Origin of the sequence: Streptomyces silvae (assembly GCF_016745505.1) — a bacterium.
Taxonomy (GTDB): Bacteria; Actinomycetota; Actinomycetes; order Streptomycetales; family Streptomycetaceae; genus Streptomyces; species Streptomyces silvae.
This window is the reverse complement of sequence record NZ_JAERUC010000027.1, coordinates 36,512-57,399: the sequence shown is the minus strand read 5'-3', so window position 1 is coordinate 57,399 and position 20,888 is coordinate 36,512. Positions and strand designations below refer to the sequence as shown.

Below are 20,888 nucleotides of genomic sequence, written 5' to 3'. Positions count from 1 at the left end.
GCGGGAGCTGGACAGGCTGTCGTGTTTCACGTGAAACATGACGGGACCCTGGGGGCAGTCCGAGGCAGTCGGTGGGGGGCGTTGTTTCACGTGAAACAACGCCCCTCACTCCTTGAGGCGGGCGCGCTGGAGCGCGATGCTCACGTGCCGCCGACGGAACATGGCCACCGAGACGATGGCGTAGAGCGCGGCCACCGTGAGCACCACGACGACGGACCGCCCGTCAGGGGGAAGCGCGAGGGCGGCTACCCCCGCGGCGGCGACAAAGGCGACGTTGAACAGCACGTCGTAGAGCGAGAAGACCCGTCCGCGGTAGGCGTCGTCCACCGAGGTCTGCACCTCGGTATCCGTCGCGATCTTCGCCCCCTGCGTCACGAGCCCGAGAACGAAGGCCGCCACCAGCATCGGCCCAGGGGTGAACGGAAGCCCCAGCGCCGGTTCCAGGAAGGCGGCCGCTCCGGCGCAGCCCGCCACCCAGCCGTACCGCCCGAAGCGGCCGACCGCCCACGGGGACGTGACGGCGGCGACGAAGTACCCCGCGGCGGAAGCGCCGAGCGCGAGGCCGAGGAGTGCCAGGCCGTCGGCCTCGCTGTCGGACCAGGCGTAGCGGCACAGCATGAGCACCATCACGGTGAGCGCGCCGTAGCAGAAGCGGAGCACGGTCATGGCGGCAAGAGCGTGCGCCGCGTCCCTCCGCTCGGCCAGATGGCGCAACCCTGCGACGAGCCCCCGTGCGGTCGTGCCGACCGCCTCGCGCAAGGGCACATGGTGCAGCCCTCGGTCCGGCCCGAGGAGCGTGCGGGGCAAGGTCAGGGAGGCGAGCGCCGAGAGAAGGTACAGGATCGCGCCCAGCAGGACCACGGCCGCGTCGGATCCGTCCGTCAGCAGCCGGATGCCCAGGGCCAGTCCGCCGCCCGCGGTCGCGGCCAGCGTGCCGGCCGTCGGGGAGAGGGAGTTGGCGAGGACGAGCTGCTCGGTCTCGACGACGCGAGGGAGGGCTGCTGAGAGCCCGGCCAGGACGAACCGGTTGACGGCGGTGACACAGAGCGCGGAGACGTAGAAGAGCCAGTCCGGAACGGAGCTCAGGAGCAGCAGGGCCGTGCAGCAGGCCAGCGCGGCCCGCAGCAGATTCCCGTACAGGAAGACCTGGCGGCGGGGCCAGCGGTCGAGCAGGACTCCCGCGAAGGGGCCGATCAGCGAGTACGGGAGCAGTAGCACGGCCATGGCCGAAGCGATGGCACCTGCCGTGGTCTGGTTCTCCGGGGAGAAGACGACGTACGTGGCGAGCGCGACCTGATAGACACCGTCGGCCGACTGGGAGAGCAGTCGTACGGCAAGCAGGCGACGGAAGTTCCGAAGGCGCAGGAGTACGCCCAGATCACGCACGACAGGCATGTGTGCAAGGGTCACACAAGTGGGGGGCCTCCGGGCGGATTGCCCGGGGACCCCCCACATGAACAAGCGTCAGCAGCGACCGCTGAGTCAGCGCTCGACGTCGCCGGCGATGAACTTCTCGACGTTCTCGCGGGCCTCGTCGTCGAAGTACTGGACCGGCGGGGACTTCATGAAGTACGAGGAGGCCGAGAGGATCGGGCCGCCGATGCCGCGGTCCTTGGCGATCTTCGCGGCGCGCACGGCGTCGATGATGACACCGGCGGAGTTCGGGGAGTCCCAGACCTCGAGCTTGTACTCCAGGTTCAGCGGAACGTCACCGAAGGCACGGCCCTCGAGGCGCACGTACGCCCACTTGCGGTCGTCCAGCCAGGCCACGTAGTCCGAGGGGCCGATGTGGACGTTGTCCGCACCGAGCTCACGGTCGCGGATCTGCGAGGTGACGGCCTGCGTCTTCGAGATCTTCTTGGACTCCAGGCGCTCACGCTCGAGCATGTTCTTGAAGTCCATGTTGCCGCCGACGTTCAGCTGCATGGTGCGGTCCAGGATGACACCCCGGTCCTCGAAGAGCTTCGCCATCACGCGGTGCGTGATGGTGGCGCCCACCTGGGACTTGATGTCGTCGCCGACGATCGGGACACCGGCCTCGGTGAACTTGTCGGCCCACTCCTTGGTGCCGGCGATGAAGACCGGGAGGGCGTTGACGAACGCGACCTTGGCGTCGATGGCGCACTGCGCGTAGAACTTCGCAGCCACCTCGGAACCCACGGGGAGGTAGCAGACGAGAACGTCGACCTGCTTGTCCTTGAGGACCTGGACGATGTCGACCGGGGCGTCGGCGGACTCCTCGATCGTCTCGCGGTAGTACTTGCCCAGGCCGTCGTGGGTGTGACCGCGCTGAACGGTCACGCCCGTGTTCGGCACGTCGGCGATCTTGATGGTGTTGTTCTCGCTGGCGCCGATGGCGTCCGCGAGGTCGAGGCCGACCTTCTTCGCGTCGACGTCGAAGGCCGCGACGAACTCGACGTCGCTCACGTGGTACTCGCCGAACTGGACGTGCATCAGACCGGGCACCTTGCCGGCCGGATCTGCGTCCTTGTAGTACTCGACGCCCTGCACCAGCGAGGCGGCGCAGTTGCCCACGCCGACGATGGCTACGCGAACCGAACCCATGCCGATTGCTCCCTGTGTGTTCTCGGTGTTCCCCGATGACGCCTTGCGGATCTGCGGGGATATCACTTGGTGTCGTCGGACGGATCCGGCCGGGTGTCGTCCCGGTGCCGGGGCAGGCCGCCCGTCTCTCCTGATGTGTCGTGCTGAGTGGAGCTCTCGGGCGAGGATCGTCGCTGATCCCGTCCCGACCGCTCGCTCTCGATGAGCTCGTTCAGCCAGCGCACTTCGCGCTCCACGGACTCCATGCCGTGTCGCTGCAGCTCAAGCGTGTAGTCGTCGAGTCGTTCACGGGTGCGGGCGAGAGAGGCGCGCATCTTTTCGAGGCGCTCCTCCAGCCTGCTGCGGCGGCCTTCGAGGACGCGCATCCGCACCTCGCGCTCCGTCTGCCCGAAGAAGGCGAAACGAGCGGCGAAATGCTCGTCCTCCCAGGAGTCCGGACCGGTGTGCGAGAGCAGCTCCTCGAAGTGCTCCTTACCTTCTGCCGTCAACCTGTAGACGATCTTGGCGCGGCGGCCGGCCAGGGAGGACGCGGGAGCGACCCCACGTCCCGTGGCAGGGGGCAGCGCCGGAACGCTTCCCGGTTCCTCGATCAACCAGCCGTTCGCGACCAGCGTCTTGAGGCAGGGGTAGAGGGTGCCGTAGCTGAAGGCGCGGAAGATCCCCAGCGAGGTGTTGAGGCGCTTGCGCAGCTCGTACCCGTGCATGGGGGACTCGCGGAGCAGTCCGAGGACGGCGAATTCGAGGATGCCGGAGCGTCTGCTCACCTTCGCCTCCTCTTCCGTCCGGTGCTTCCGTGGGCCGTTGGACCCACCTTATGCCGTGCTGATGTATCGACTCGATACATCAGCACGATAGATCGGCTCGCGATGTACGACAAGGGGAGGCTTAGTGAGCGGCGTCACATCCCGGATTCATAGGGAGTGACTTGCGTAATTTGGGGTGAAGTTCGGTCCCCGGAGGTTTTTGACCGTGCGTAGTCTGTGCGGCATGCAGACCACCGGGAACCGTGAGACGACGCCGAGCGTCCGTTATCGCGGACTGCCGGATGTACTGCGGGTGAGCCTTCCGCAGGGCTTGTCCGTAATTCGGGGGGACCGGATCTCAACTGCCGCTTCCAGGCGCTCTCGCCTGCCCGAGGAGTAGTCGTTCGATGAGCGAGCACCGTCGCAAAGCGCCGCAACCGCAAGGTGGCGGGCGCGCAGCGGCCAGACGAGCCGCCCAGCAGCCTTCTGGACGCCGCACCGATGCGTCACGCAGAGCAACGCAAGGATCACCTTCCGGAGCGCACGGCGAGGAGCCGTCGTACGGCGGCCGCGCCGAGGCCCGTCGAGCCGCCCAGCGGGGCGGCGGGGGCCGACGGCGGGGCGCCGGCGACGGCCCCGGTCACGAGGGCCGCGGCCGCGGCCGCGGCGACGCCGGCAAGAAGCGCTTCATCGACTACCCGCGGGCCGGTAAGTACGGCTTCCGCCGCTGGGTGCCGTCGTGGAAGCTGGTCTCCGGTCTGTGCCTGGGCTTCCTGGGTCTGATGATGGGTGCGGCCGGCATCGCGTACGCGCTGGTCGTGCCGCCCGAGGTCAACAAACTCGCCACCGCGCAGAACAACGTCTACTACTGGGCCGACAACACTCAGATGGTCGCCACGGGCGGTTCCGTCAACCGTCAGTCGATCGAGTACGCCCAGATCCCCGAAGCGATGCGGAACGCAGTCATCTCGGCCGAGAACAAGTCGTTCGAGCACGACCGGGGCATCGACCCCATGGGCATCGCCCGAGCCTTCTACAACATGGCCCGGGGCGGTGAGACCCAGGGCGGCTCCACGATCACCCAGCAGTACGTGAAGAACTCCATGCTGTCCCAGGACCAGACCCTGAGCCGTAAGTTCAAGGAACTCTTCATCACGCTCAAGGTCGGCGAGACGGTGGGCAAGAAGAAGGTCATGGAGGGGTACCTCAACGTCTCCTACTACGGCCGGGGGGCGTCGGGCCTCCAGGCTGCGGCGCGTGCCTACTACAACAAGGACGCCACCGACCTGGACGAGAGCGAGTGCGCCTTCCTGGCCACGCTGCTCAAGGGGGCGAGCTACTACGACCCCGCAGGAGCTCCCGACATCGACCCGGTGAAGGCCTCCGCCAAGGAGAACACCAGGCGGGCCAAGGAACGCTGGGCCTGGATCCTCGACGAGGAGGTCAAGGACGGGCGGCTGAGCGCGGCCAAGCGTGCCACGTTCACCGAGTTCCCCATGCCTCAGAAGCCGAAGAAGGACGCCAAGCTGGGGGGCCAGACCGGGTACCTGGTCGACCTCGCGACGAAGTACTTCCTGGCGCACAACGACCAAGGCGTCACCGAGAAGGAGCTCTCCCGGGGCGGCTACGAGATCCACACGACCTTCGACAAGAACAAGGTCACCCAGCTCGAGTACTCGATCAAGAAGGTCTACAAGGCCAAGATCGACGAGAAGAAGCGCCCCGACAAGGACACGCACGTCCAGTTCGGCGGCGCGTCGGTGGACACCAAGACGGGTGCCATCCTCGCCACGTACGGCGGTCAGGACGCGACCAAGCACTACACCAACAACGCCGACGCTACCGGTGCGCAGGTCGGTTCGACGTTCAAGCCGTTCGTGCTGGCGGCCGCCATGCAGTACGGGAAGCGTGACCCCGAAGGCGGCCCCGACCAGAGCGAGTCGGAGCGTACGCCGGTCTCCCCGAAGAGCATCTACAACGGCGACAACGAGCTGAAGATCAACCAGTACAACGGCGACGTCTGGATGAACGACGACGGCAAGGAGTGGCTCCAGACCAATGACGGAGACCACAGCTACGGAGACATCACCCTCCGGTACGCCATGCAGGAGTCGGCGAACTCCCCGTACGTCCAGCTCGGCATGGACGTCGGCACCGACAAGGTGAAGCAGGCCGCCATGGACGCGGGACTGCGCGACGACGACTACATGGCGAACGCGAAGGTCCCCTCGTTCTCCATCGGTACGTCCTCTCCGAGCGCCATCCGTATGGCCGGCGCGTACTCCACCTTCGCCACCAGCGGCAAGCAGCGGGAGCCCTTCTCGGTCACCGAGGTCAAGCACAAGGGCGACGTCATCTACCGGCACAAGACGGAGACCAAGTCCGCCTTCCCCAGTGTCGTCGCCGACAACGTCACCGACGTGCTGAAGAACGTCGTCGAGCACGGCACGGGTACGCCCGCACAGCTGCCGGGCCGCGATGCTGCCGGTAAGACGGGTACCACGGACGGCAACAAGTCGGCGTGGTTCGTCGGGTACACCCCGCAGATCTCGACCGCCGTCAGCATGTTCCGGATGGACGACGACGAGACGCAGAAGAACCGCAAGTTCCTGGAGATGTACGGCACGGGCGGGGAGAAGTCGATCCACGGTGCCTCGTTCCCGGCGCAGATCTGGCACGACTACATGTCCGATGCGATGAAGGGCATGAAGGTCGTCAACTTCCCGAAGCCGGAGCCGTACGGCGACACCGTCTTCGGCGGCGGCGCGGTCAGCCCCAGCCCGACGCCGAGCCCGACGCCTTCGCCCTCGGAGTCCAGCGAGGAGCCGACGCCGTCCGCCACCCCGTCGTCCCCGTCCCCCTCGCCGAGCGACACGTGTGCGCCGCTCGACTGGGAGTGCAAGAACAACCAGAACGGCGGGAACACCAGCGGTAACGACAACGGGGGGACAACGGACGGGACCACCGACGGTGGTGGCGGGACGGACGCCGGCGCCACGAACGGCGGTGCGGACACCGGGACGACCGACGGGACGACCGACGGAACGACCGAGGGCGAGGAGAACGGCCGCGGCGGGATCTTCGGCGGCGGCGGATAGCACCACCCGGGGCGCGTGAGTCGCACCACGCGCACCACGCGCACCACGCGCCCTCCGGACGCCCCCGAGGGGCCCGCCGGGCACGCGTACGAGGGCCGTCGGCACCTGACAGGTGCCGACGGCCCTTTCGTGTGTCCCGGACGCGGCCCACGCCCGCACACAGCGCCGTACGGCAGGATGTGCGGCATGCCAAGCGCAGAAGACACGAGCGTGCACCAGGAGCCGTCCGTCGTACCGCCCACGCGACAGGACGAGATCGCCGCGGCCGGCAGCGAACTGATCGGCGGGCCCGCGGGCCGTTGGGCGCGTTTCGGGACGGGGCCCCTCACGCCGGTGCGCGTCATCGCGCTGGTGGCCATCGGGATGTTCGCGCTCGGCATGGTGCAGAAGATCCCCTGCTACGACTGGGCCTGGTTCCGCGGAACGAGTTCGCAGTACACGCACGCGTGCTACTCCGACATCCCGCACCTCTACGTCGGGCGCGGCTTCGCCGACGGCCTCGTGCCGTACGTCGACCGGCTCACCGGGGACATGGCGTACCTGGAGTACCCCGTCCTGACCGGACTCTTCATGCAGATCGCGTCCTGGCTGACGCTGACCCCGTCCTCGGACCCGGCCCAGCAGCGCGAGCAGATGTACTGGATGGTCAACGCGGGCATGCTGATGATCTGCGCCGTGATCCTCGCGGTGTGTGTCGCCCGTACGCACCGGCGCCGCCCCTGGGACGGCCTGCTGGTGGCGCTCGCCCCCGCCCTCGCGCTCACCGCGACGATCAACTGGGATCTGCTCGCCGTCGCGCTGACGGCCGCGGCGATGCTCATGTGGTCGCGCGGCAGGAACCTCGCCTTCGGCATCCTCATCGGCCTCGCGACCGCCGCCAAGCTCTACCCCGTACTGCTCCTCGGGCCCCTGCTGGTGCTGTGCTGGCGGGCCGGGAAGTGGCGGGAGTACGGATCGGCGGTCCTCGGAGCGGCGGCGGCCTGGCTGGTGGTGAACCTGCCGGTGATGCTGTACGCCCCCGAGGGGTGGAAGAAGTTCTACACGTTCAGCCAGGAACGGCAGATCGACTACGGCTCGTTCTGGCTGATCATCACGCAGCGCACCGGCCGGCCCATCGACGTCTCCACGGTGAACACGGCCTCGGTGCTGCTGATGGTCGTGCTGTGCGCCGGGATCGCCGGGCTGGCCCTCACCGCCAGGCACCGGCCGCGCTTCGCCCAGCTGGCGTTCCTCGTGGTGGCCGCGTTCATCCTGACGAACAAGGTCTACTCACCGCAGTACGTGCTCTGGCTGATCCCTCTGGCCGCGCTGGCCAGGCCCCGGTGGCGGGACTTCCTCGTCTGGCAGGCCTGCGAGGTCATGTACTTCCTGGGGATCTGGTTCTACCTCGCGTACACGACGAGCGGCGACAAGCACCAGGGGCTGCCGCAGGAGGGCTACCAGGTCGCGATCGCCCTGCACCTCGCTGGAACGCTCTACCTGTGCGCCCTGATCGTCAGGGACATCCTGCGGCCGGACCGGGATCCCGTGCGGCAGGAAGGGTCGGACGATCCTTCGGGCGGAGTCCTGGACGGGGCGCCGGACCGTACGGCGCTCCTGCAGGTGCATCCCCATCCGGCCGGGCACGCGGCACCCGCGGTCGAAGGACCGCGGGTGGAGTGGGGAACCGCCGGACGAGCCGCCTCCGACTGAGGGGGACGGCGGCGCCCACCGGCCCGCGCCCACCGGCCCGTGAGGGCCCGCGAAGGCCCTCTGAAGGCCGGTCCTACCGGTCCACGAGGCGGTCGAACTGGGTGGTGGTGTGGCGCAGGTGGGCCACCAGTTCGTCGCCGACCCTCGGCTCCTGGGAGTCCGAGGGCACGAACAGGATCGACACCTGCATGTGCGGCGGCTCCGCGAACCAGCGCTGCTTCCCCGCCCAGACGAACGGCGACAGATTGCGGTTGACCGTGGCCAGCCCGGCGCGCGCGACGCCCTTGGCCCGCGGCATCACCCCGTGCAGGGCCTTCGGCGCCTCCAGCCCGACACCGTGGGAGGTCCCGCCGGCGACGACCACCAGCCATCCGTCCGACGCGGCCTTCTGCTGGCGGTAGCCGAACCGGTCGCCCTTGACCACGCGCGTGACGTCGAGCACCGCACCGCGGTACTCCGTCGCCTCGTGGTCGCCGAGCCAGAGCCGTGTGCCTATCCGCGCGCGGAACCGGGTCTGCGGGAACTGCTGCCGCAGTCGCGCCAGCTCCTCGGCCCGCAGATGGCTGACGAACATGGTGTGCAGCGGCAGCCGGGCGGCGCGCAGACGGTCCATCCAGGCGATGACCTCCTCCACAGCGTCCGACCCGTCCGTGCGGTCGAGCGGCAGGTGCAGTGCAAAACCTTCGAGGCGTACGTCCTCGATGGCGGCGTGCAGCTGGCCGAGCTCCTCCTCCTTCACGCCGTGGCGCTTCATCGAGCTCATGCACTCGATGACCACGCGCGCGCCCACCAGGGCGTGCACGCCGTCCACGGAGGACACGGAGCGGATGACGCGGTCGGGCAGCGGCACGGGCTCCTCGCCCCTGCGGAAGGGCGTGAGCACCAGCAGGTCGCCGCTGAACCAGTCCTTGATGCGGGCGGCCTCGTACGTGGTCCCGACGGCCAGGGTGTCGGACCCGAAACGGATCGCCTCGTCGGCCAGGCGCTCGTGTCCGAAGCCGTAGCCGTTGCCCTTGCAGACGGGGACAAGACCAGGGAACTGGTCCAGGACGGACTTCTGGTGCGCCCGCCAGCGCGCGGTGTCGACGTAGAGGGAGAGCGCCATGGCCGGCCCGGAACCTTTCTGGTGGCTGCGGTGTAAACGAGGGTGGAGAGCTGTCGGTCGGTGGTCGGGATGCGGTCAGCGGCGCGACATGTACATATCGAGCGCCTTGTGCAGCAGCTTGTTGAGGGGGAAGTCCCACTCGCCGACGTACTCGACGGCCTCGCCGCCGGTGCCGACCTTGAACTGGATCAGACCGAAGAGGTGGTCGGTCTCGTCCAGCGAGTCACTGATGCCGCGCAGGTCGTAGACGGTCGCGCCCATCGCGTACGAGTCGCGGAGCATCCGCCACTGCATGGCGTTGGAGGGGCGGACCTCGCGCCCGATGTTGTCCGAGGCGCCGTAGGAGTACCAGACGTGCCCGCCGACGACGAGCATCGTGGCGGCCGAGAGGTTCACCCCGTTGTGCCGCGCGAAGTACAACCGCATGCGGTTGGGGTCCTCGGAGTTGAGCACCGACCACATGCGCTGGAAGTACGAGAGGGGGCGCGGGCGGAAGTGGTCGCGCACGGCGGTGATCTCGTACAGACGCTGCCATTCGGCGAGGTCCTCGTAGCCGCCCTGGACGACCTCGACGCCGGCCTTGTCGGCCTTCTTGATGTTGCGGCGCCAGAGCTGGTTGAAGCCCTTGAGGACGTCTTCGAGGGAGCGGTTGGCCAGCGGGACCTGGAAGACGTAGCGCGGCTGGACGTCACCGAAGCCGGCGCCGCCGTCCTCGCCCTGCTGCCAGCCCATCTTCCGCAGCCGGTCCGAGACCTCGAAGGCACGCGGCTCGATGTGGCTGGCCTCGACGTCACGCAGCCGCTTCACGTCGGGGTCCTGGATCCCCGACTTGATGGCGGCCGAGTCCCAGCGGCGGATGACCACGGGAGGGCCCATCTTCACCGAGAAGGCGCCCTGCTGCTTCAGGTGGGCGAGCATCGGCTGGAGCCACTCGTCGAGATTCGGGGCGTACCAGTTGATGACCGGGCCCTCGGGGAGGTAGGCGAGGTAGCGCTTGATCTTGGGCAGCTGGCGGTAGAGCACCAGCCCGGCGCCGACCATCTCGCCGTTCTTGTCGAACCATCCCAGGTTCTCCGAGCGCCATTCGGTTTTCACATCAGCCCACGCCGGGACCTGGCAGTGACTGGCCGAGGGCAGACTCTGGATGTACGCCAGATGCTGTTCTCGGCTGATGGTCCTCAGGGTCAGGCTCATGCGGGGCGCTCCTCGGCAGGTGTGTCCCCATCGGTCAGGGGCTCCGGCTCTCGCGCCGAAGCCTACTGTGACCGAGGGGCGCCCGGTCCGGCCCGTCAGGACCGGACCGGGCGCCACCCGCGCGGGATTGCCCGGCCGTACGCCGTGCGGGCCGGCCGGCCGCGGCTCTGCCGGTCAGGTGATGACGCCGCCGAAGAGGCCGCCGTGCGCCATGCCGAGGTAGAAGCCGACGGCGGAGGCGCCGATCCCCATGATCAGGCCGAAACGCTCCCAGGTGGTCCTGGAGATGTACTGCCCGTACAGGCCGGTCAGGATCCCTGCCAGCCCGGCCCACGAGCTGATCAGATGCAGGCTGTGGAACATCGCCGTGACGAACGCGAGGACGCCGAGGACCCCCGTCACCACCATCAGCGCTTCCTGCAGCGGATGGGGCCTGCCGTCCGTGGCGAAGAGAGAACCGGTGGCCGGGCGGGGATGGGCCACGCGGCTGGGGGCGGGACGGCTTCCGGCAGATCGGACTGTCTGTGCCATGAAGTACCTCCTGGCGGGAAGGGCGGTGCGATGTAGCGCCTCTCACACCGCATCTGTCTTGATTGTGCGCCCTGAACACCGGATTTCAACCGGGAGCCCGTCTGCGGGTAGTCTGTACGGTCTGCACCGGTGTCTGCCTTGAGCCAGCACTGCAGCTCCCCTCGACTCTCGAAGACGGGCGTTGTCAGTGGCGGCTGTTTTACTCGGAGACACTGATGCTTACGCATCACGACCCTCCTGCCACGGAACGACCGTGGCCGCTGAGTCCAAAGGAGGTGGGTTCCACATGCGTCACTACGAGGTGATGGTCATCCTCGACCCCGATCTCGAGGAGCGAGCAGTCTCCCCGTTGATCGAGAACTTCCTTTCCGTCGTCCGTGAGGGCAACGGAAAGGTCGAGAAGGTCGACACCTGGGGCCGTCGTCGTCTCTCTTACGAGATCAAGAAGAAGCCTGAGGGCATCTACTCGGTCATCGACCTGCAGGCCGAGCCTGCAGTCGTCAAGGAGCTCGACCGACAGATGAACCTGAACGAGTCGGTCCTCCGGACCAAGGTCCTCCGTCCCGAGACCCACTGAGCATCTAGCTCAGCGGTCATCGGGTTCGAGTAGCAAGCAGCCAGAAGCAATCCCCGCCGAGAGGTTCACCCATGGCAGGCGAGACCGTCATCACGGTCGTCGGCAATCTCGTCGACGACCCCGAGCTGCGCTTCACCCCGTCCGGTGCGGCGGTCGCGAAGTTCCGTGTCGCGTCCACTCCCCGCATCTTCGACCGGCAGACCAATGAGTGGAAGGACGGCGAAGGCCTGTTCCTCACCTGCTCGGTCTGGCGTCAGGCGGCGGAGAACGTCGCGGAGTCGCTTCAGCGAGGCATGCGCGTCGTCGTGCAGGGCCGGCTGAAGCAGCGGTCCTACGAGGACCGTGAGGGCGTCAAGCGCACGGTCTACGAGCTGGACGTCGAGGAAGTCGGCCCCAGCCTGAAGAACGCCACGGCCAAGGTCACCAAGACCACGGGTCGCGGTGGCCAGGGCGGTGGCCAGGGTGGATACGGCGGCGGCCAGCAGGGCGGCGGCAACTGGGGCGGCGGTCCCGGTGCCGGTGGCCAGCAGGGCGGCGGCGGTGCTCCCGCCGACGACCCGTGGGCGACCAACGCTCCGGCCGGCGGCCAGCAGGGCGGGGGCCAGCAGGGCGGCGGGGGCGGCTGGGGCGGAAGCTCCGGTGGCTCCGGCGGTTCCGGCGGCGGCTACTCGGACGAGCCTCCCTTCTAGGGCTGCTCGTACCCCACTTCTTGATCACACAGGAGAAACACCATGGCGAAGCCGCCTGTGCGCAAGCCTAAGAAGAAGGTCTGCGCGTTCTGCAAGGACAAGACCCAGTACGTGGACTACAAGGACACGAACATGCTGCGGAAGTTCATTTCCGACCGTGGCAAGATCCGTGCCCGCCGCGTCACCGGCAACTGCACGCAGCACCAGCGTGACGTCGCCACGGCAGTCAAGAACAGCCGTGAGATGGCGCTGCTGCCCTACACGTCCACCGCGCGATAAGGGAAGGGTGACCGAATCATGAAGATCATCCTCACCCACGAGGTCACTGGCCTCGGTGCCGCCGGCGACGTCGTGGACGTCAAGGACGGGTACGCCCGTAACTACCTGGTTCCGCGTGGCTTCGCCATTCGCTGGACCAAGGGCGGCGAGAAGGACGTGGCGCAGATCCGCCGCGCCCGCAAGATCCACGAGATCGCGACGATCGAGCAGGCCAACGAGATCAAGGCCAAGCTCGAGGCCGTCAAGGTCCGTCTGGCTGTTCGCTCCGGCGACGCCGGCCGCCTTTTCGGTTCCGTCACCCCGGCTGACATCGCCTCGGCGATCAAGTCTGCCGGTGGTCCGGACGTCGACAAGCGTCGCGTCGAGCTCGGCTCGCCGATCAAGACGCTCGGCGGACACCAGGTGTCCGTCCGTCTGCACCCCGAGGTTGCCGCGAAGCTCGGTATCGAGGTCGTTGCTGCCTAAGGGCGCAGCTCAGCAGAGCTAGGTGAAGGGCCGCACCCCCTGGGTGCGGCCCTTCGTCGTTTCACGTGAAACCGAGCAGCGACCGGTCCTCGGACGGGTGGGCTTGCGCGTGCCTCAGCGCGTCGCTCCGGTCACGACCCATCGGCCGGACCGTGCGCGCAGCCACAGCGTCACCAGCCTGACGGTCATCATCAGCGTCATCGCTCCCCAGAGCGCAGTGAGCCCTCCGCCGAAGCTGGGGACGAGGAGCGCGACCGGGGCGAACACGGCGAGGGTCACGACCATCGCCCAGGCGAGATAGCGACCGTCCCCTGCTCCCATGAGTACGCCGTCGAGGACGAAGACCACTCCTGAGATCGGCTGGGAGAGCGCGACGACCAGAAGCGCCGGCAGCAGGGTGTCCTTGACGGATGCGTCGCTCGTGAACAGCGGGACGAACAGGGGCCTGGCGAGCAGGATGACCGCTCCGAGAACGACTCCCGACGCGATCCCCCACTGGACCATCCGACGGCATGCCTCGCGGGCCCCCTTGGCGTCGTTCGCCCCCAGGTAGCGGCCGATGATCGCCTGACCGGCGATGGCGATGGCGTCGAGTGCGAAGGCCGTAAGACTCCAGAGGGACAGGATGATCTGGTGCGCGGCGACATCCGTGTCGCCGAGCCTGGCGGCCACGGCGGTCGCGATCATCAGGACCGCCCTCAGTGAAAGCGTCCGGATCAGCAGAGGTACGCCCGCCTGCGCGCTGGCCCGGATACCGGCGGCGTCAGGCCGTAGGGAGGCCCCGTGCCGGCGGGCCCCGCGGACCACGACGATCAGGTAGACGAGAGCCATCCCCACCTGGGCGATGACGGTTCCCCAGGCGGATCCGGCGATGCCGAGCCCGGCGCCGTAGACCAGTCCGGCGTTGAGTGCGCCGTTGGCAGCGAATCCGCCGATGGCGACGTAGAGCGGAGTCCGGGTGTCCTGCAGTCCGCGCAGGACGCCCGTTGCCGCGAGCACCACGAGCATGGCGGGGATGCCGAGGCTGGAGATCCGCAGATACGTGGTGGCGTACGGCGCCGCGGTGTCGGAGGCCCCGAAGACGTCCACCAGCCACGGCGCCAAGGGGAGCGTGGCAGCGACGACGGCGGCACCGATCAGGAGGGCGAGCCAGATGCCGTCCATTCCCTGGCGGATGGCGGCGGCCAGGTCCCCCGCGCCGACCTGTCGGGCGACCGCGGCCGTGGTGGCGTAGGCGAGGAAGACGAAGACGCTCACCGCGGTCGTCAGCAAGGCGGCGGCGACCGCCAGGCCGGCCAGTTGCGGAGTGCCGAGATGGCCGACGATGGCACTGTCGACCATGACGAAGAGGGGCTCGGCAACGAGCGCGCCGAAGGCCGGGACGGCGAGCGCGATGATCTCGCGGTCGTGCCGGCGGCGGGAGGGCGGCTGTGCTGTGTGCGCCTGGGTCATGGGGGTCAATCTAATCTTCCACAGGTAAGAGATGCAATGCGCCTAGGGTCCTTACCTGGCGCGGGTTTCCCGCTCCACCGGAAGACCGTTTCCGGTGATCTTGGGCTGAGGGCAAAAGTTTTTCTCCCCCACAGCCGGTGGATTGAGAAGTGGCAGGTCAGAGGCCTCTTCGTAGGGGGCGTATGAGTTTGTCCACAGTGCTGTCCCCCGGTCCGTGCACAGGATCGGACGGGTTCTCCACAGCATCTGGTCCGTCGTCCACATGCCCTGTGGATAACCAGATTGGCTGACGGTGCGGACCGGCCTACCGTGGTGCGGCGCCCGCACTCCGTTCCGGCATGGAAGTCCGCAGAACTTGACGCGCCGGAAACGGAGTCGGGCGTCTTGTTTGTCGGTGCCGTGCCGTAAGAAAGAGTGGCACGGCTAGGTCCGCGAAGCGGACGGGAGGAGGTGGCCCGGTGAGCATTCCCGAGCCTTTGGACGATCCCTGGGCCGATGTCGGTCCCAGTGACCGTCTGCCCGTTTCCCGTCAGCGTCGCGGAGAGGGCAAGGGGCGCGAGGAACAGCACGAGAGGGGCAGGGAGAGCGGCTGGGACGGCGGCTCGTCCGGCTTCGAGCGGGTGCCTCCGCAGGACCTCGACGCCGAGCAGTCCGTCCTCGGCGGCATGCTGCTCTCCAAGGACGCCATCGCGGACGTCGTGGAGATCATCAAGGGCCACGACTTCTACCGCCCGGCCCACGAGACCGTCTATACGGCGATCCTCGACCTCTACGCCAAGGGGGAGCCGGCCGACCCGATCACGGTGGCGGCCGAGCTGGTCAAGCGCGGCGAGATCACCAAGGTCGGCGGAGCCCCGTATCTGCACACGCTGGTGCAGTCCGTGCCGACCGCGGCCAACGCCTCGTACTACGCGGAGATCGTCCACGAGCGGGCCGTGCTCCGGCGCCTCGTCGAGGCCGGCACGAAGATCACGCAGATGGGATACGCGGCCGACGGCGACGTCGACGAGATCGTCAACTCGGCGCAGGCCGAGATCTACGCCGTCACGGAGCAGCGCACCAGCGAGGACTACCTGCCGCTGGGCGACATCATGGAGGGCGCTCTCGACGAGATCGAGGCCATCGGGTCCCGCAGCGGCGAGATGACCGGTGTGCCGACCGGGTTCACCGACCTCGACGCGCTGACCAACGGGCTGCACCCCGGCCAGATGATCGTCATCGCGGCCCGCCCCGCCATGGGTAAGTCCACCCTCGCCCTGGACTTCGCCCGGGCCTGCTCGATCAAGAGCAATCTGCCGAGCGTGATCTTCTCCCTGGAGATGGGGCGCAACGAGATCGCGATGCGTCTGCTGTCCGCCGAGGCCCGGGTGGCCCTCCACCACATGCGCTCCGGCACCATGACCGACGAGGACTGGACGCGGCTCGCCCGCCGGATGCCCGACGTGTCGGCCGCGCCGCTCTACATCGACGATTCGCCGAACCTCTCGATGATGGAGATCCGGGCGAAGTGCCGGCGCCTCAAGCAGCGCAACGACCTGAAGCTCGTGGTCATCGACTATCTGCAGCTGATGCAGTCCGGTGGTGCCAAACGGGCCGAGAGCCGCCAGCAGGAGGTCTCGGACATGTCCCGAAACCTCAAGCTGCTCGCGAAGGAGCTGGAGCTCCCGGTCATCGCGCTGTCCCAGCTGAACCGTGGACCCGAACAGCGCACGGACAAGAAGCCGATGGTCTCCGACCTGCGTGAGTCCGGCTCCATCGAGCAGGACGCCGACATGGTGATCCTGCTGCACCGTGAGGACGCGTACGAGAAGGAGTCACCGCGCGCGGGCGAGGCGGACCTGATCGTGGCGAAGCACCGTAACGGTCCGACGGCGACGATCACCGTGGCGTTCCAGGGCCACTACTCCCGCTTCGTGGACATGGCTCAGACCTGACGTTCTGAGCTGCGGGGCCAACTGCGGGGGAGAGCCGCAGGAAACTTCGGCTCGCCGGGCCGTGCGGCCGTGCCGGGAGCGGGTCAGATCACCAGGACCCGGCGTCCCCGCGTGTGGCCTGCGTGGCTGTCGATGTGGGCCGCCGCGGCCTCGGCGAGCGTGTACGACTTCTCCACCGGGATGTGGAGCTCGCCCCGCGCGATGAGGCCGGCGGCTTCGGCGAGCGCGTCCGGCATGCTCCCGGCCACGCCGGAGAACCGGACGCCGAACTCCGGCGCGCCGAGATCGGCGATGGAGAGCACCTTCCGGGGGTCCCCGGTCAGTTCGACGAGTTCGCGGATCACGCCGGAGCCGGCCAGGTCGAGGGCCGCATCGACACGGCCGAGCTGCCGCACCCGCTCCGTCCAGCCCTCGCCGTAGGTCGTGGCGGTGGCGCCCAGGCCGCGCAGGTAGTCCTGGTTCGCGGCTCCGGCGGTACCGATCACCGCGATGCCCTGGTGGCGGGCGATCTGCAGCACCGCTGATCCGACCCCGCCGGACGCGCCGCTGACCAGGAGCGTCTGCCCGGGCCGCACCCCGACCTCGCGGATGACGCGCAGCGCCGTCTCCACCACCGAGGGGTACCCGGCCGCCTCTTCGAACGTCAGCCCCTCGGGCATGCGGGCCCAGGCCGACAGCACGGCGAACTCGGCGTACGTGGCCGCCCCTTCGCCGAAGACACGGTCGCCGGTCGCGACGCCTTCGACGTCTTCGCCGACCTCGTCCACCACCCCGGCCGCGTCCTGCCCGACGCCGGAAGGAAGGACGGTCGGATGGGCGCCGAGGATCTGGCCTTCGCGGATCCTCCAGTCGACAGGGTTCACGCCCGCTGCCCGCACCGTGATGCGTATCCGGCCGCGGCCCGCGTGGGGCTCCTCGGCGTCGACGAGGCGCAGGACGTCCGGACCGCCGAACTCGGCGAAGCTCACTTTTCTCATGCGGCGACGTTAACACTAGCGGTTAGTGTTTTGAAACGGTTGTGTTTTTGTATTTGATAGTCTCAGTGCATGACCGTGCCGACGACCGGGCGCCGTGAGCGCAAGAAGGCTGCGACCCGCCAGAAGATCGCTGACACCGCGCTGCGGCTCTTCCTGGAACACGGGTACGACGCGGTGGGCATCCGGGACGTGGCCGCCGAGGCCGACGTGGCCGTCACCACGCTCTTCTCCCACTTCGCCTCGAAAGAGGCCCTGGTCTTCGAGCGCGACGACGACTTCGAGCAGCGCCTCACCCGTGCGGTCACCGACCGGGCACCGGACGAGCCGCTCATCCCCGCCCTGCGCCGCGAGATCCACGCCCTGGTGCGCCATTGTGTGGCCGACGACGCCGCCCCGATCTGGGGGATGATCGTCGCGTCCCCCGCTCTGCGGGAGTACGAGGAGTCGATGCGGCTGCGCCACGCGCAGTCGTTGGCCGAGGCTCTCATCGCCGCCCCCGGCCTGTCCCGGAGCGCGACGGCCTGCCGCACGATCGCGAGGTTCGTGATCGACGCGTACGCACTGGCACGCGAGGCGGGCGACCCGCAGGCCGCGGTGGACGAGATCTTCGAGATGATCGAGGCGGCCTGGAAGGCCGCAGGCCAGGCCCCGAACGGTCCTCGGAACGGCCGGAGCGGGGCGGGCGGCTGAGCCGGCGCGGGGATCAGGGAGGGCCGTGCCGCCCACCTGCCTCGTGCGGCCGGGCGGACCCGGGGGTCAGCCCAGGTCCGCGGCCTTGTCCGCGCGTCGGGCGAAGACGTCTTCACGACGGGCTTCCATCTGCCGCAGCGCTTCCTTGCGGTCCCGCCCGGAGAGACGGTCCAGGTACGTGTGCCCCGCGAGGTGATCGGTTTCGTGCTGGAGGCACCGGGCGAAGTAGCCCTGTCCCTCGACGACGAGCGGCCGGCCGTCCTTGTCGAACCCGCGGACGACGGCGCGATCGGTACGGGGGACCGCCATCATGGCGCCGGGCACGGACAGGCAGCCCTCGGCGTCGTCGACGAGCCGGCGGCTGCCCGGGTCGGGCAGGTCCAGCACCGGATTGATGATGTGGCCCACGTGCCGGACCCCGTCGTCGTCCGGACAGTCGTACACGAACAGCCTCAGGCCGACGCCGACCTGATTGGCGGCCAGGCCGGCCCCGTCGGCCACGTACATCGTCAGGAACATGTCGTCGATCAGCGTGGACAGCTCGGCGGAGTCGAATGCGGTGACCTCCCGGCACGGGCGGCGCAGGACTTCCTCTCCCACGACCGTGACCCGGCGCACCGACCCCCGCCGGGCTTCGGGCGACAGATCCGGATACGAGTCGACGGGCCGGCCCTGCACATGGACCCGCCGGTCGACGGGACGGGACCGCTCGTGGCGCACGGACATGGCCATCTCCTCTTCTGCGTATGCCAGGGAGTGCTGCTTGCCGAGAAAGGGTGCGTGTCGAGAACTTCTGCTTGCCCAGAGCTTTGCAAAGTAGCAGACTTTGCAAAGTGACTGAAGATGACCTCACCACCCCGCACGGCCGGGCAGACCGCAGCGGCTCCGGTGCAGAGCTGCGCGAGCACGAGGTCCGTACGGCCCTCCTGGACCTGCTCGCCGAAGTCGGGACGCTCACGGCGACGGAAGCCGCTGCCCGCCTGGGCTACAGCTCCGGGCTCTGCTCCTTTCATCTGCGGCAGCTCGCGCGCCATGGACACATCGAGGAGGCGCCCCACAGCGGGGGCCGCGCCCGCCCCTGGCGTCTGAGCCGGCGTGACCCGGCTGCCGGTGAACCGGCCGCCGCTGGGGCTACGGAGGAGCAGTTCGGCGACCTGGCCCGAGGCCTGGAGGACGAGAGCTGGCAGCGATGGCTGGGGCAGCGGGACGAGGCGCCGCCGGAGTGGCGCCATGACGAAGCGTTCAGCGCTGTCGCCTACCTGACGCCCGAGGAGATGGGCCAGGTCGCGGAGGTGGTGCGACGGGCGCTCGCTCCCTACCAGGACCGCGAGCAGCGCCCCCTGGCCCGGCCCGACGGGGCCCGGCCGGTGGCTCTCATCACCCGGCTGTTCCCCCTGCTGCCCCATACGGCTGACGAGGCGGAACGCGACTGAGCAGCTTCGGCAGGCCTCCTGTGCGGCCAAATGGGTTCGTCAGGCCCCCGATACGGGAGTCATGCTGGGGCATGACTTCTTCCGACATCCTGCTCCCCGGTACCCGGCGCGCTCTGCTGCACCGTGTCGCCACCGCGCAGTCCGAAGGCCGGACCCCTTCCCTCGTCGCCTCGGTGCGGCGGGACGGGCAGATCGCCTGGAGCGGTGCCCGTAGCTGTGTGGACGGCCATGAGCCCGACGGTGATACGCAGTACAGGATCGGCTCCCTCACCAAGACGTTCACCGCCGTGCTGGTGATGCGCCTGCGTGACGAGGGCCTGCTGGATCTGGACGACCCTCTGGAGAAGCATCTTCCGGGGACCGACGCCGGGCAGGTGACCGTCTTCCAACTGTTGGGCCACAGCGGCGGCCTGGGGGCCGAGACCCCTGGTCCCTGGTGGGAGAGGACGCCCGGCACCACGCGCCCCGAGCTGTCGGATGTGCTCGGCGAGCGGCCCGCGATCCATCCGTCCGGCCACCGGCACCACTACTCGAACCCCGGTTACACACTGCTCGGTTCGCTCGTGGAGAAGCTGCGCGGCGACTCCTGGGCCGAGGTGCTGCGCCGGGAGATCCTCGAACCGCTGGGGATGGACCGTACGACTCCGCAGGCGAGCGCGCCACATGCGGGCGGCTGGGCCGTTCATCCGTGGGCGGACGTCATGCTGCCCGAGCCGGCCGAGGACCTCGGACTGATGGCACCGGCCGGTCAGCTCTGGTCGACGACCACCGACCTGCTCCGCTTCGCGGCCTTTCTGGCGCAGGGCGACGAGCGGGTGCTCCGCGCTTCCTCGGTCGAGGAGATGCGCGTTCCCGCTGCTCCGGCCGAAGCGGGTGACTGGGCCGGGACGTACGGCCTCGGCCTTCAGGCTGTCCGGCGCGGAAACCGTACGCTCCTCGGGCACACGGGATCGCTCCCCGGCTTCCTGGCCACGCTGTGGTTCAGCGTCGAGGACGATGTCGCGGCCGTGGTGCTCTCCAATGCCACCTCGGGCCCCCTGGTCGGTGCGGTCGCCGCCGATCTCCTCCAGATCGTCGCCGACGCCGAGCCGAGGATCCCGGAGCCCTGGCGCCCGCTGCCCGAGGTCGACGAGGAGCTGCTGGCGCTGACCGGGCCCTGGTACTGGGGCACGCAGGTCCACGCCCTGAAGCTGCTCGCGGGCGGGGGGCTGGAGCTCCAGCCGCTGCGGGGCGCCGGCCGCGCCGCACGGTTCCAGGCGCGCCCCGACGGAACCTGGACCGGCCTCAACGGCTACTACGCGGGGGAGACGCTCCGGGTCGTACGCGCCGATGACGGCACGGTGGACCATCTCGACCTGGGCTCGTTCGTCTTCACACGGGAGCCGTACGACCGGAGTGCGGCCATTCCGGGTGGCGTGGACGAGGACGGCTGGCGAGGACTCGCCCTTTGATGAGGGAGGGCCG

Annotated in this window: 19 protein-coding genes; 10 read left to right on the top strand and 9 right to left on the bottom strand. The window is 68.8% G+C overall.

Annotation, left to right across the window (positions count from 1 at the left end; all coding sequences use genetic code 11):
* Positions 1-105 precede the first annotated feature (105 nt).
* The 3 genes from JKV81_RS04315 to JKV81_RS04305 all read right to left on the bottom strand — a co-directional run bounded on the left by JKV81_RS04315 (position 106) and on the right by JKV81_RS04305 (position 3,329).
* Positions 106-1,395, bottom strand: a complete 1,290-nt coding sequence (locus tag JKV81_RS04315) for an MFS transporter (protein WP_129264602.1) — start codon at positions 1,393-1,395, stop codon at positions 106-108.
* Positions 1,396-1,482: 87 nt separating this feature from the next.
* Positions 1,483-2,565, bottom strand: a complete 1,083-nt coding sequence (locus JKV81_RS04310; RefSeq protein WP_099173259.1) for an inositol-3-phosphate synthase — start codon at positions 2,563-2,565, stop codon at positions 1,483-1,485.
* Positions 2,566-2,627: 62 nt separating this feature from the next.
* The gene (locus JKV81_RS04305; protein WP_099173258.1) at positions 2,628-3,329 is read right to left on the bottom strand and encodes a PadR family transcriptional regulator; all 702 of its coding nucleotides are present in this window, start codon (positions 3,327-3,329) and stop codon (positions 2,628-2,630) included.
* Positions 3,330-3,715: 386 nt separating this feature from the next.
* Here JKV81_RS04305 and JKV81_RS04300 point away from each other — a divergent pair, with 386 nt between their 5' ends.
* Both JKV81_RS04300 and JKV81_RS04295 read left to right on the top strand, forming a co-directional pair.
* The gene (locus JKV81_RS04300; protein ID WP_202074948.1) at positions 3,716-6,406 is read left to right on the top strand and encodes a transglycosylase domain-containing protein; all 2,691 of its coding nucleotides are present in this window, start codon (positions 3,716-3,718) and stop codon (positions 6,404-6,406) included.
* A 186-nt stretch (positions 6,407-6,592) separates the two neighbouring features.
* Complete coding sequence (locus JKV81_RS04295; protein WP_372444064.1) at positions 6,593-8,098, top strand: glycosyltransferase family 87 protein; 1,506 nt, start codon at positions 6,593-6,595, stop codon at positions 8,096-8,098.
* Positions 8,099-8,171: 73 nt separating this feature from the next.
* Here the strand turns inward: JKV81_RS04295 and JKV81_RS04290 are convergent, their stop codons facing one another.
* From JKV81_RS04290 to JKV81_RS04280, 3 genes are all read right to left on the bottom strand, one after another.
* Entirely contained in the window at positions 8,172-9,203 is a 1,032-nt protein-coding gene (locus JKV81_RS04290; protein ID WP_124277901.1) for an alanine racemase, read from the bottom strand.
* Positions 9,204-9,278: 75 nt separating this feature from the next.
* A complete protein-coding gene (locus tag JKV81_RS04285) occupies positions 9,279-10,397 on the bottom strand; it encodes a lipid II:glycine glycyltransferase FemX (RefSeq protein WP_033296787.1) in 1,119 nt (372 codons plus the stop codon).
* A gap of 174 nt (positions 10,398-10,571) precedes the next feature.
* The gene (locus JKV81_RS04280) at positions 10,572-10,928 is read right to left on the bottom strand and encodes a hypothetical protein (RefSeq protein ID WP_129264606.1); all 357 of its coding nucleotides are present in this window, start codon (positions 10,926-10,928) and stop codon (positions 10,572-10,574) included.
* A 286-nt stretch (positions 10,929-11,214) separates the two neighbouring features.
* Between JKV81_RS04280 and rpsF the strand changes: the two genes are divergently transcribed.
* The 4 genes from rpsF (at position 11,215) to rplI (ending at position 12,938) form a co-directional block, all read left to right on the top strand.
* On the top strand, positions 11,215-11,505 hold the full coding sequence (rpsF, locus tag JKV81_RS04275) for a 30S ribosomal protein S6 (protein WP_006604399.1): 291 nt from the start codon (positions 11,215-11,217) through the stop codon (positions 11,503-11,505).
* Positions 11,506-11,576: 71 nt separating this feature from the next.
* Positions 11,577-12,194, top strand: coding sequence for a single-stranded DNA-binding protein (locus tag JKV81_RS04270; RefSeq protein ID WP_099173253.1), 618 nt, complete (start codon positions 11,577-11,579; stop codon positions 12,192-12,194).
* A gap of 42 nt (positions 12,195-12,236) precedes the next feature.
* Positions 12,237-12,473: a 30S ribosomal protein S18 gene (gene rpsR, locus JKV81_RS04265; protein WP_003967857.1), complete on the top strand. Its 237-nt coding sequence runs from the start codon at positions 12,237-12,239 to the stop codon at positions 12,471-12,473.
* Positions 12,474-12,491: 18 nt separating this feature from the next.
* Positions 12,492-12,938 carry a 50S ribosomal protein L9 gene (gene rplI, locus JKV81_RS04260; protein WP_014155197.1) on the top strand — a complete coding sequence of 149 codons (447 nt, stop codon included), beginning with the start codon at positions 12,492-12,494 and terminating at the stop codon, positions 12,936-12,938.
* A gap of 114 nt (positions 12,939-13,052) precedes the next feature.
* Here the strand turns inward: rplI and JKV81_RS04255 are convergent, their stop codons facing one another.
* Positions 13,053-14,390 carry an MATE family efflux transporter gene (locus tag JKV81_RS04255; protein WP_129264607.1) on the bottom strand — a complete coding sequence of 446 codons (1,338 nt, stop codon included), beginning with the start codon at positions 14,388-14,390 and terminating at the stop codon, positions 13,053-13,055.
* 476 nt (positions 14,391-14,866) lie between these two features.
* Here JKV81_RS04255 and dnaB point away from each other — a divergent pair, with 476 nt between their 5' ends.
* On the top strand, positions 14,867-16,324 hold the full coding sequence (dnaB, locus tag JKV81_RS04250; RefSeq protein ID WP_187282001.1) for a replicative DNA helicase: 1,458 nt from the start codon (positions 14,867-14,869) through the stop codon (positions 16,322-16,324).
* 83 nt (positions 16,325-16,407) lie between these two features.
* Here the strand turns inward: dnaB and JKV81_RS04245 are convergent, their stop codons facing one another.
* Positions 16,408-17,301, bottom strand: a complete 894-nt coding sequence (locus JKV81_RS04245; protein ID WP_202074946.1) for an NADP-dependent oxidoreductase — start codon at positions 17,299-17,301, stop codon at positions 16,408-16,410.
* A 69-nt stretch (positions 17,302-17,370) separates the two neighbouring features.
* On the opposite strand from JKV81_RS04245, the gene JKV81_RS04240 reads away from it, so the two are divergent.
* Entirely contained in the window at positions 17,371-17,991 is a 621-nt protein-coding gene (locus tag JKV81_RS04240; protein WP_202074945.1) for a TetR/AcrR family transcriptional regulator, read from the top strand.
* A 66-nt stretch (positions 17,992-18,057) separates the two neighbouring features.
* Here the strand turns inward: JKV81_RS04240 and def are convergent, their stop codons facing one another.
* Positions 18,058-18,717, bottom strand: a complete 660-nt coding sequence (def, locus tag JKV81_RS04235) for a peptide deformylase (protein ID WP_202074944.1) — start codon at positions 18,715-18,717, stop codon at positions 18,058-18,060.
* 107 nt (positions 18,718-18,824) lie between these two features.
* Here def and JKV81_RS04230 point away from each other — a divergent pair, with 107 nt between their 5' ends.
* Both JKV81_RS04230 and JKV81_RS04225 read left to right on the top strand, forming a co-directional pair.
* Positions 18,825-19,424 carry a winged helix-turn-helix domain-containing protein gene (locus JKV81_RS04230; protein WP_202074943.1) on the top strand — a complete coding sequence of 200 codons (600 nt, stop codon included), beginning with the start codon at positions 18,825-18,827 and terminating at the stop codon, positions 19,422-19,424.
* A gap of 71 nt (positions 19,425-19,495) precedes the next feature.
* Positions 19,496-20,875, top strand: a complete 1,380-nt coding sequence (locus tag JKV81_RS04225) for a serine hydrolase domain-containing protein (protein ID WP_202074942.1) — start codon at positions 19,496-19,498, stop codon at positions 20,873-20,875.
* The last annotated feature ends 13 nt before the right edge of the window (positions 20,876-20,888 follow it).